This is a genomic window from Bradyrhizobium sp. YR681 (assembly GCF_000282615.1).
Classification (GTDB): Bacteria; Pseudomonadota; Alphaproteobacteria; order Rhizobiales; family Xanthobacteraceae; genus Bradyrhizobium.
The window spans coordinates 1-11,471 of the sequence record NZ_AKIY01000335.1 but is presented as its reverse complement, the minus strand read 5'-3'; the positions used below and the strand labels follow the sequence as shown (position 1 = coordinate 11,471).

The window sequence follows — 11,471 nt, the reverse complement described above, 5'->3', positions numbered from 1 at the left end:
CGCTCGCAATGACGGAATGTGTGGCGGCTCTATCCAACGAGGTTCAATGCAAAGTACGTAGCGTCTACACCCCCGCCACCGACGCCCACAGCTCCGCGAGCTTCTTCCGCAGCGTCTGGCTGCGCGTCAGCGGCGGCGGGGTTTCGTCCTCTTCCGGCAGACGCAGGCCGACGACGCTGACGCGGCCGCCGGAGATGCTGCGGGCCACCAGCACGATCTCGTCCAGCGCGAGTTCGGCGCCCTCTTTCGGCGCGCGGTCGAGATGGACGTCGAAATAGTCGGCGAGCGTCAGCTGGCCCTCGTCTCCGCTCACCTTGACGCCGTAGACCTCCGCAAGCTCGGCCAAAGTGTGTTCGCCCGACACCATGAAGTCGCCGAGCAGATGCGGATCGGGCTCGGTGCTCGGCTGCATGTCGACGAAGAAGCGGTCGAGCGCCTCGGCCTTTTCCGGCGGCGCCAGCAGGTAGATGTAGTCGCCGGGCGCGATCGGATCGGCTTCGGTCGGCGTCAGGATGTTTTCCTTGCGGATCACCAGCGTCGGCTTGGACCAGGACGGGATCAGGCCGCGGCGGAAATACAGGCTCTTGGGCCGCACCGGATAGCCGACCAGCTGCTGCTCGAGCTGGCCGGGCAGGTCCAGCTCGACACGTCGCGGACCGCGTTCGGCGCGCGGCAGCGCCACGTGCAGCTTGCGCGCGGCGGGCGCCAGCGTCCAGCCTTGCAGCAGGAGCGAGATGATGACGACGACGAAGGCGACGTCGAAATAGAGATAGGCCTTCGACAGCCCCACCAGCATCGGGATCGACGCCAGGAAGATCGCGACCGCACCGCGCAGGCCGGTCCAGGCGATGAAGATCTTTTCGCGCCAGTTGAAGCGGAACGGCGCCAGGCACACGAACACGGCGAGCGGCCGCGCGACCAGCATCAGGACGAAGGCGACCCCGACCGCCGGCAGCACGCTGGCGCCAAGCCGGCTCGGCGAGACCAGCAGGCCCAGCAGCACGAACATCACGATCTGCGCCAGCCAGGTCGCGGCATCGAGGAAGGCCACCACCGAATTATGCGCGCGCGTCGGCCGGTTGCCGATGATGATTCCGGCGAGGTAGACCGCGAGGAAGCCGGAGGCGTGCATGATCTGCGAACCGCCGAAGATCACGAGCGCGCCTGTCGTCACGAACGGCGCATGCAGACCCTGCGGCAGCGCCACCCGGTTGAGCGCGACGACGACGAGGCGTCCGCCGAGGAAGCCGACCGCGGCACCCAGCACCGCCTCCTGGAGGAACTCCATCACGACATGCCCCGCCGAGCTCGAGCCCAGCGAGATGTATTCGACCAGCATCAGGGTGAGGAAGATCGCGAAGGGATCATTGGTGCCGGATTCGGCCTCCAGCGTCGCGCCGACGCGCGGGCGCAGCCGCAGGCCCTGGGTGTGCACCAGCAGGAACACGGCGGCGGCATCGGTCGAGGCCACGACGGCACCGACCAGCAGCGCCTCCGTCCAGTTGAGGTCGAGCGCATATCTGGCGAACGGCGCGGTGACCAGCGCGGTCAGCAGCACGCCGACGGTGGCGAGCACCACGGAGGGCGCGAGCACGGTGCGGATGCTGGCAAAGCGCGTCTTCAGGCCGCCGTCGAACAGGATCAGGGCCAGCGCCACCGAGCCGACCAGATAGGTGGTGCGGACGTCGTCGAACTGGAGCTGGCCGGGGCCGGAATCGCCGGCGAGCATGCCGATCACAAGGAAGACGAGCAGCAAAGGCGCGCCGAAGCGCAGCGCAAGCAGGCTCGACAGGATACCGGCCATCACGAGGACGGCGCCGAGCAATATGGCGAGGCTGACAGAGTCGAGAGAAGCCATCCACCTTCCGGGTACAAATCGTTGGATTTGCATCCTTATCGTCGCTGCCCCTGCACGCCAACCCATTTTCTCCGGCGCGCGGCAATCTGCCCGTATTTTGCGGCTTTTGCGCACTTCACTTCACGGTGTATCGATGGCCTGCCTGCGCCCTTTGTGGGATTCTGCGGCGCCTCCGAATCAAACCCTCCCGCCCGCTTCCCGACGAGACCGATGGACATGGACCTCAAAGACTTCATGGAGTTCGTGCAGACGACCGCACGCAGCGTCGGGGCGGAGATCTCCTCACCCTGGTTCTACCTGCAATTCGGCCTGATCCTGGCCGCGGCCGGCATCGCCTACGCCGCCGAGGCCACCGTCCAGAGCCGCGTCGACATGAGCTCGCTGGCGATGCGCTGGCCGCTGCCGCTCCGGCACTTTGCCCGGGTGATGGTGTCCAGTGCCTCCACCGCAATATTCACCCTGCTCGTGATCGTCTCCCGCGTGGTGATGTATCACGCGACCTGGCCGAGCCGCTCCTATCTGCTGATGGTCGCCGCCAAGCTCGGGCTGGCCTGGCTCGCGATCCGGCTGGTGACCTCGGTGCTGCGCAACGCCTTCATCGTCAAGCTGGTGTCGATCACGGCGTGGTTCGTCGCCGCGCTCTCCATCCTGGGCCAGCTCGATGCGACGGTGGATCTGCTGGATTCCTTCGCCATCGTGCTCGGCGGCCTCAGGCTGACGCCGCTGCTGGTGATCAAGGCCGGCGCGCTGCTGCTGATCGCGCTCTGGGCCACCAATATCGCCAGCAATTTCGCCGAGAGCCGGATCAACTCGACCACCGATCTGACGCCGTCGGTGCAGGTGCTGCTGGTCAAGATCATCCGCATCGGCCTGCTTGCGATCGCCATCGTGATCGCGCTCGGCGCGGTCGGCATCGATCTCTCGGCGCTCGCCGTATTCTCCGGCGCGGTCGGCGTCGGCATCGGTATCGGCCTGCAGAAGATCGTTGCCAATTTCATCTCGGGCATCATCCTGCTCGCCGACAAGTCCGTGAAGCCCGGCGACCTCGTCACCATCGGCGACAACACCGGGCGCATCAGCGCGATGAAGACGCGCTATATTTCCGTCGCTGCCGGCGACGGCCGCGAATTCCTGGTGCCGAACGAGGATCTGGTGACGCAGAAGGTCGTCAACTGGACCTATACCGACAAGAACACGCTGGTGAAGATCGCCTTCGGCACCAATTACGACGCCGACCCGCGGCTGGTCACCAAGCTCGCGGCCGAGACCGCCGCCGCCCATCCCCGCGCGACCAAGGGCAAGCCGCCGAATTCCATCCTGACCGAGTTCGCCGAAGCCGGGATGAAATTCTCGCTGACCTTCTGGATCGCCGACCCCGACGGCATGGACAATGTCAAAAGCGACGTGATGCTGGCGCTCTGGGACGCCTTCAAGCGCGAGGGCATCCGGGTTCCCTACCCCGTCCGTGAAATCCGCGTGCGCGGCGGCGCCCTGCCGGTGGAAACCACCGTAGAAGTCCCGAATTAGGCCCGGTTTTGGGCGCAAACGGCACGCCCAGCTTGCATGAAGGCCCGCGATCATTAGATTAGGGCGTGAAATCAAGCCTTTCCGCCGACATCGAGACCAGCCCCGCATGAGCTACGTCGAAGCCACCGATACCTCGCTGCGCAAGACCGGACAGATCAAGCTGCATGGGCCGAGCGCCTTTGCCGGCATGCGCAAGGCGGGCGCGCTGGTGGCAAAATGCCTCGACGAGCTCACCGACATCGTCGGGCCCGGCGTGCCGACCGAGCGCATCGACCAGTTCGTGCGCGATTTCGCATTCGATCACGGCGCCTTTCCGGCGACGCTGATGTATCGCGGCTATCGCTACTCGACCTGCACCTCGCTCAACCACGTGGTCTGCCACGGCATGCCCGGCGACCGTCCGCTGAAGGAAGGCGACATCGTCAACATCGACGTCACCTTCATCGTCGACGGCTGGTATGGCGATTCCAGCCGGATGTACGCGGTCGGCCCGATCGCGCGCAAGGCCGAGCGGCTGATCGAGGTGACCTATGAAGCGATGATGCGCGGCATCGCCGCGGTGAAGCCCGGCGCCACCACCGGCGACATCGGCCACGCCATCCAGAGCTTCGTCGAGCCGCAGGGCATGAGCGTGGTGCGCGATTTCTGCGGCCATGGCCTCGGCCGCATGTTCCACGACGAGCCCAACATCATCCATATCGGCCGGCCCGGCGAAGGCGTGCAGCTCAAGCCCGGCATGTTCTTCACCATCGAGCCGATGATCAATCTCGGCAAGCCGCATGTGAAGATCCTCTCCGACGGCTGGACCGCGGTGACCCGCGACCGCTCGCTGTCGGCACAGTTCGAGCACTCCGTCGGCGTCACCGCCACCGGCGTCGAGATTTTTACGCTGTCGGAGCGGCACGGCGAGAAGCAGATCGGGTGATGGCCCGGCAGCCGCACCGGCTTGCATGAACCGGATTTGCTGCCGCAATTGACGGTTGCAAAAGCCGGTTTCCACGGCGATGCTGGCGGCCGATGCCCGCCAAGAGCGACCACGACAAGACCAGCCCCGAGGACACGCCGCACTATCACGGCCATCGCGAGCGGCTGCGCGAGCGCTTCTACAGCGCCGGCGCCGATGCGCTCAGCGATTACGAGCTATTGGAGATGGCGCTGTTTCCGGCGCTGCCGCGGCGCGACACCAAACCGCTGGCGAAGATGCTGATCAAGACCTTCGGCTCGTTTGCCGAAGTGGTGCACGCGCCGGTGGCGCGGCTGCGCGAGGTCGACGGCATCGGCGAAGCCGCGATCCACCAGCTCAAGCTGATCGCAGCCGCAACGCACCGCGTCGCCAAGGGCGAGGTCAACAGCCGCAACGCGCTGTCGTCCTGGAACGAGGTGATCGACTATTGCCGCTCCAGCATGGCCTTTGCCGACAAGGAGCAATTCCGCCTGCTGTTCCTCGACAAGCGCAACCAGCTGATCGCCGACGAGGTGCAGCAGACCGGCACGGTCGACCACACCCCGGTCTATCCGCGCGAGGTGATCAAGCGCGCGCTGGAATTATCCGCGACCGCGCTGATCCTCGTCCACAACCACCCCAGCGGCGATCCCTCGCCCTCGCAGGCCGACATCCAGATGACCAAGGCGATCATTGAGATCGCCAGGCCGCTCGGGATTGCCGTGCACGACCACATCATCGTGGGCAGGAACGGGCATGCGAGCCTGCGAGGGATGAAGCTGATGTGAGGGCCGATGCCCGGCCATCGCGCACTTCGAACGCGTCCGTCCGCCGGTCCGTCCATCCCGGCACCGGGCCGGCTGGTCGACCTGAGGACGCGACGCCCGATAGCGCCAGCGCGCGGATATCCGGCGGCGCCATCCTATCGGGCGCTTGCTTTCCGAAGCTGATGGCGAAGCGCTGCGTTCTCCTGCTCGATCGCCTGATTCCATGTCAAAAGCCCGAAGCGTTTCGTGTTCACCCGGGGCCAGAATGCGCTGGGCGCGCGCCGCCATAGCGGAAGGTTTGCGATGGCGACCGCGCACTGGCTGCCCATATCCATGACCTCGCCGAGTTCGGCGAGGCCGAAGGGAATGGGTGCTTCGATCGAGCCGGCGAAATCACCGGGATTGCCGCGCGCGGCTTCCAGCGCGGTGTTGAAGCCCATCTGGAAGAACGAAAGCGCGCCGGCCTCGTCGTCGGCTGCGAGGGCGATGCGGGCTGCATGAAAGGCCGCCGCAATGGTCTTGGTGGCCAGGATCGGGGAGAAGGATCGCCAGTCCAGCCGGGCTGCCAGCGAGAACCATTTGAGCGCGTCGTCCGGCGCGCCGGATAGTTCGGACAGGCAGCCCGCCAGAAACGCCAGCGAGATGTGCCAGCGCCGCACATGAGGGTTGGTCGTGTCTTCGGCGATCCTGCAGTAGCTCTCTATCCGCTGGATCAGCTCGCCGGTCTCCTTTACCTGGCGACGTTCGAGAATGCGATAGCCCGTGACGCACAGCGCAGCGCCCTGATCCGCCGATCCCGGACGCGCGTTTTCGGCAACCCAGTGCGCAAGCCGGCCCAGCACCGCGTTGTCGTTTACGCGCTCGCCAACCTGGACCAAAGTCCGGTACAGCCACGGATTGTCGTAGTATGGGCCGAAATCGACAACCGCCGCTCCACTCACGGACAGGGCATCGGCGAACGCGGGATGGCGGAATGAAGCGCGCAGCTCCTCGGCTCTCGCAAAGGGATTGGCCGATGCCACGACCAGTATCCATTCCCCTTCGACACCGCTGTCGAGGGGGACTCGCCTCAGCTGACGCGGAGTCTGCGGCCACTTGAAGCCGCCCGGCGCCGTCTGCACATAGCGGGCTTCGAGAACAAAGTCCTCGGCCAGCCCTTCACGCAGCTTGTTCCAGTCGAAGACCTGGTAGTGGTAGGGGTTGGGATCTTTTCCGGTTTCGTCCATCCATCTATCCGGAACGCTGGCAATCAGGCGCCCGTCGGGCTTCAATACTCTTGCGAATTCCCTTGCCACGGCTTTCCAGTTCTCGACATGCTCGATCGTTTCCATCGAAACGATGAAGTCGACGGACGCATCGGGGATATGGACGAGAGCGGAAGCATCCCCGACTTCGAAGCGTACGTTTTGTCCGCCATAATTCGCATTCGCATAGGCCACCGTTCCGGCATCGACATCAACGCCGATGATTTTCGAGGCTTGCGTCTTCGCGGCGATCAGTGCGGCGCCGTAACCGAGCCCGCACGCGCAATCGAGCACGATGTCACCGGGGCGGACGAGCGAGGCGGCAAGCGCATAACGAGCGACATGGGCGTCGGCGCGCGGCCCGCTTTCGCGCAACATGTCCATATGCAGATTGCGCTCTTTCAGCAGATCCGCGACAGGCCACCGGGACGCCGCCGGTGCGGGGACGCGCTGGTAGATGGCATAGCGCGGCAGCGCGTCGTCGCACATTCTCTCATAGTCCGACACAGCGAGCGAGGCCGGATGGCGCCGCCACCCCCGCGCGAACAGCTGGTTCTCGAGCGGTCTGCGGACGCCGGAGAAGCCGGGACTTATGAGGAAGATGTTTTGGAGATGATCGTACGTTGCGAGGGTATCTATCAGGCCGAGCGTGTCCTTGTCGGCATCGACCTCGACGACCGCGACAGGCTTGTGCGGAACGGCCGTTCCAGTCTGGTGCGAAATCCAGCGGGGATGTTCGAATGAGCACTGACCGACCGCATAGGCGTCGCACCCCATAAGCAGGAGCTCCTGCAGCAGGCTCGCGTCGCGCGCATTCCATTGCACAATCTGACAAGGTCCAAGGACGCGCGTGATAGCAGCGGCGGTTTCGATCGACATCTGACCCAAATGGATGAAGGCGTGATGGGGCTAATCGTCAATTAAACGCCTCCCCCTCGAAAATCAGGCGAAAATCAATCCGATAGGCAGGACGCTGGCCTCGCGCATCATCACTCCTCGGGCGATCCCTCGCCCTCGCAGGCCGACATCCAGATGACCAGCGCCATCATCGACCTCGCCAAGCCGCTGGGGACCCCGTGCACGACCACATCATCGTGGGCAAGACCGGGCATGCGAGCCTGCGCGGGATGCGGTTGATCTAGCAGCCCACGACGCGATCAACATCCGCAGCGGTCGCATATCTGCCCAACTCGCCCATCTCTTCATCCCGCTTCAGGCCAGCCAATGGATTCGATGCATATCCATGCAAATTTCTGCATCATGCGCTCGACCGCATCGCCGGAGGCGAACACGCATTGGTCAAATGCCTGCGAGGGTGGCGCGCTCGAGTCGACGGAATCTCAAATCCACCCCAATTCCGCTACAGCTTAACGGTGCATATTGCGTCATGGTCGCCTTACGACTCCGGTGCAATGGTCGAGAGCACGTAAGTCCTATTCTCTAAATCTTGGAAAGCATCAATGTCCGGCGGCATACCTCTGCATTTTGGTGCACGCGTATTCAACGTGAAGGATTTTGGAGCAGTCGGCGATGGGCTAGCGCATCCGCTGAGTGCATTTTTTCTCAGCATTGGCGCTGCACAAGTCGTGTATCCGCGGGCAACAGCTCTCACGGAGTCCATCGAGTGGCACGCTCATCAATTGGCCATCGATATGGCGACGACCGCCGGCGGCGGCATCATTTATTCACCGGCCGGCACCTACATCATGTCGGCTTCGACGGCTACAGCGCCGGACTCGCTGAAGTTTCCTCTTCGAATCGACAACGCCACGACTGCTCCGGGCGTAAACAATGCACAGGTCCACTGGATGGGTGACGGCGATATCATTACTCAACTTCAATGGACTTTCGACATGGGCTCATTGCCCGGGACTGCGTATGCCGTCATGTGCGGGCAGCAAGCCGGAAGTCCGAGCAACACGACCGGCTCACGCTACTTGGGGACCAACTTCGCAACCAGCGCTGCCTGGTTTCGCGACCTGAGCCTGATAGGGCCGGCCGTCAACAATACCACGATTGGCGCGACCGGGTGCAATGTGAGCGGAATCTGCTGGGCAGCACATCGCATGCTGACCAACGTTCGAATTTCGGGATTCTATGCCGGCCTCGATATCGTTGGCGATCATACTGCATTCAGGCATGTGCAGGTCGATCGCTGCTACTATGGTTGGTACATCAATCAGAATTCGCCGTATCTATATGGAGACCTTGCTGTCGACGGCAAATGTTCGATTGGCAGCTGTCGAATGGCATGCGTCGGCTTTGCATGGGGCGGCTCCATGGGCACCTGGCAGATATCGGGCCGCATGTTCATGGGCACGTCGCCGTTCTGCTTTTTCAAAGAAGCGACGCCGGCCTCCGCCCAAGGAACTGCCGCCCCGGCATTTCTTGCGGGGATCGAGTTTGACGCGTTGTTCGTCGAAGCCTTGGGAAATGCTTTCATCTGGGATGACAACCAGCGGGTCAATGGCAATACCAACGCCACGGTTCTCGATCGATGCATCTTCCGCAATTTGACCCTGCCAGGCTGGATTGACGCGTTCCGCCTGCCAAATTACGACAGGTGTCATATTCTGGTCGGCAACATGAATGGTTGCCGGTTCGAGAACGTTACCAAGCTGGAGGCGACGGGATGCACGCGCCCTCTCATCGATGTTCAAGGATCGATGTATGGCGAGAGCGTTCTCACGGGAGATATTGAAGCCATCATCGCCAGTTGCGCCGCTGTGGGTGGCCAGGGAATCTATTCCGCCGTCACGGTTACATCTGGCGGTTCGAATTATGCGGTCGGCGATCTCATCGTGCTGGCTGGCGGCACTTTGGTCGGAAACGCAAATGCCGCAATCCTGCGCGTCGCGACGGTCACGGGGACCGCTGTCGCGACAGTCACAATTTGGGGTACCGGCCTCTATTCGACGCTACCGACGACCGCAACACAGGCGTCAACGAGCGGTTCGGGTTCGGGCGCAACCTTCATGATCGGAGGGACAGCCGGTTCTACGCCGCTCTTGTTCAGAGCGGCTGACATTGCTTGCAAGCGCATGGCGGTCGAACACACGCATGGAGACGGCTCGCTTGGCTGCTACAAGGGACATGTGTGGGCGACTTACAACGGTCATGCAGTCACGGCCCAGCAGGCGGTCTGCAATCTGTTTATGGCGTTCAACCGGCGACGGATACGTCCGTCGGCGCGTTCATCGGATTGGCGCGAACAAGTTGCACATTTTCCGGAGGCAATGTGATTGTTGCCGAAGAAGGCGACGACATTCCATATAATGCGACCGGCACGAATACCGGCCAGACGCTGAAGAAGTTGACCTCAACTGCCGGCACGGTAACCGATGCGACCAGTATTTCTGATGGACGCGTTGTCGGCTTCGCCAACTTTTCAAGCAAGATGCAGCTCTTCAAGCGAAGAAACTAGGACACGAGGCTGCGCGGGATACGGCTGATTTAAGCCACCGAATCACGTAGCAAGAACAGCATGAGCGACTGGCTGCACAATCTCCCGCTGCCCTTGATGGCGGTGGTGATCTTCGGGTTCACCTATCTTCTGGCCGCGGCCATCTTCGCAGGCATCGCGCTTGCCGCGACCGAAGCGCGCGCGAAATCGCTGAAGGCGATCTCGCCGGGCATGCTGCCGGTGCTCGGCATCATCTTCGGCCTGTTCGTCGCCTTCACCGCGGCGCAGGTCTGGGGCGACGGCGACCGCGCCAGCGCCGCGGTGAGCCGCGAGGCCAGCGCGCTGCGCAGCGCCGTGCTGCTGGCCGGCGGCCTGCCGGCGGAGCAGGAGACGAAGCTGCGCGGCCTGGTGCGCGATTATGTCGGACAGGCCGTCACGGTGGAATGGCCGATGATGGCGCATCAGCAGGCCACGCTGAAGGTGACACCGCCGGCGCTCGCGGAAGCCCTGCAGCTCGTCGTCGCGATGACGCCGCAAGGCACGGGTCAGGCGAACGTGCAGCGCGAGCTGATCGCCGTGCTGGAGCAGGCGCTGGATGCACGGCGGCAGCGGATCATCGTCAGCCTCGCCGCGGTGAACCCGGTCAAATGGTGGTGCCTGTACCTCCAGGCCGCCTGCGCGCTATTGGTGATCGGCCTCGTCCACTGCGACAACCGGCTGGGATCGGCGATCGCGATGGGCCTGTTCGCGACGGGTGTCGCCACCTCCGTGCTGCTCATCGCCGCACATGACCGGCCGTTCGCCGGCCAGATCTCGATCCAGCCGGAGCCGCTGCTCCAGATCATGCCGGAGGCGACCGTCAAGGGGTGAGGCCGGCGTCCGCCCGGCGACAGCATTTCACCGAACGAGCTGCCAGCCCTTCGGCGTCCAGCGCAGCAGCGCGGCAGACAACGGCTTTGGCGCGCGTGCCATCATGTTCTTCGTCAGCGTCCGCAGCGCGTCGATTGCGGTACTGCTGTCGTCGCTTGAATAAATCACGAGATCGGCCGACGGCGCCGCGACGATCAGGACGCCGCCCTGGGCTTGCGCCAGCGGAGCCCAGCTGTCGATCAGCGCCAGCCGGCTGGTCTGATAATAGTCTCCCGTCAGCGTACCGAATTGTCCGGATGGGACCACTTTAGCAACGGTCGTGATCGGCTTCAGGCTGCTACGCAGATTGGCGATGGCGATGTCGAAGACCTGATCCTGCGTCAAGCCCAGCGCAGCACGGTCCCGATCATTGAACACCTTGACCGCCCGCGGCGAATCCAGCACCGGGACGATCACCAGCCCCTCCGCCAGCGGCCGCGTCAGGGCCGGGCCGCGCGCATCGACGTCCCAAAGCGCCTGCCGCATGTAATCGGCCGAGCGCACGACGACACGCAGGGCCGCCCGGGTCGGGGGATCGTTGCGGCTGCTCGCCGTCGCCTTGACGCCGCTGACGAAGGCGCCGATCTCGTTGGCGCAGCCACTCCTGTTGGCCTTGCAGAAGGCGTAGATGCGATCGAGGTTGGTTTGCAGAGGGCCGACCGACAGCGTCAGCGGCCCCTTGATCACGACAGGGGTGTCACGAAGCTCGGCGCGGATGCGCTCCGCCACGAAAGCCGTAAATGCGGGTTCTTCGGCTGGAATCTGCTGTGCCCGGACCGCTCCGGCTCCGACGAAATCGGCGGCCGCGATCGCGGCGAGC

Annotated in this window: 9 protein-coding genes and 1 pseudogene; 7 read left to right on the top strand and 3 right to left on the bottom strand. The window is 63.8% G+C overall.

Going from position 1 to position 11,471, the window contains the following annotated elements:
* Positions 1–64 precede the first annotated feature (64 nt).
* A complete protein-coding gene (locus tag PMI42_RS36320) occupies positions 65–1,858 on the bottom strand; it encodes a potassium/proton antiporter (protein ID WP_008144779.1) in 1,794 nt (597 codons plus the stop codon).
* A gap of 210 nt (positions 1,859–2,068) precedes the next feature.
* On the opposite strand from PMI42_RS36320, the gene PMI42_RS36315 reads away from it, so the two are divergent.
* From PMI42_RS36315 to radC, 3 genes are all read left to right on the top strand, one after another.
* Entirely contained in the window at positions 2,069–3,385 is a 1,317-nt protein-coding gene (locus tag PMI42_RS36315; protein ID WP_035967990.1) for a mechanosensitive ion channel family protein, read from the top strand.
* 106 nt (positions 3,386–3,491) lie between these two features.
* Positions 3,492–4,310, top strand: coding sequence for a type I methionyl aminopeptidase (map, locus tag PMI42_RS36310; RefSeq protein ID WP_008144777.1), 819 nt, complete (start codon positions 3,492–3,494; stop codon positions 4,308–4,310).
* A gap of 92 nt (positions 4,311–4,402) precedes the next feature.
* Positions 4,403–5,116, top strand: a complete 714-nt coding sequence (gene radC / locus PMI42_RS36305) for a RadC family protein (RefSeq protein ID WP_008144776.1) — start codon at positions 4,403–4,405, stop codon at positions 5,114–5,116.
* Between the two features lie 134 nt (positions 5,117–5,250).
* Here radC and PMI42_RS36300 read toward each other — a convergent pair whose 3' ends face one another.
* The gene (locus PMI42_RS36300) at positions 5,251–7,218 is read right to left on the bottom strand and encodes a class I SAM-dependent methyltransferase (protein ID WP_035967988.1); all 1,968 of its coding nucleotides are present in this window, start codon (positions 7,216–7,218) and stop codon (positions 5,251–5,253) included.
* Positions 7,219–7,317: 99 nt separating this feature from the next.
* Between PMI42_RS36300 and PMI42_RS38345 the strand changes: the two are divergent.
* The 4 genes and pseudogenes from PMI42_RS38345 to PMI42_RS36285 all read left to right on the top strand — a co-directional run.
* A pseudogene (locus PMI42_RS38345) lies at positions 7,318–7,481 on the top strand (JAB domain-containing protein); the annotation flags it as partial.
* A gap of 318 nt (positions 7,482–7,799) precedes the next feature.
* On the top strand, positions 7,800–9,581 hold the full coding sequence (locus tag PMI42_RS36295) for a glycosyl hydrolase family 28-related protein (protein ID WP_008144772.1): 1,782 nt from the start codon (positions 7,800–7,802) through the stop codon (positions 9,579–9,581).
* Positions 9,578–9,763 (top strand): hypothetical protein, encoded by a 186-nt coding sequence (locus PMI42_RS36290; protein WP_008144771.1) that lies wholly within the window; start codon positions 9,578–9,580, stop codon positions 9,761–9,763. Before PMI42_RS36295 ends, PMI42_RS36290 begins: the two co-directional genes overlap by 4 nt.
* Positions 9,764–9,823: 60 nt before the next feature.
* Entirely contained in the window at positions 9,824–10,612 is a 789-nt protein-coding gene (locus tag PMI42_RS36285) for a bestrophin-like domain (protein ID WP_008144769.1), read from the top strand.
* A gap of 27 nt (positions 10,613–10,639) precedes the next feature.
* On the opposite strand, the gene PMI42_RS36280 is transcribed toward PMI42_RS36285, so the two are convergent.
* Positions 10,640–11,471: DUF1444 domain-containing protein (locus tag PMI42_RS36280; RefSeq protein ID WP_008144767.1), on the bottom strand; the 832-nt coding region annotated here is incomplete at its 5' end.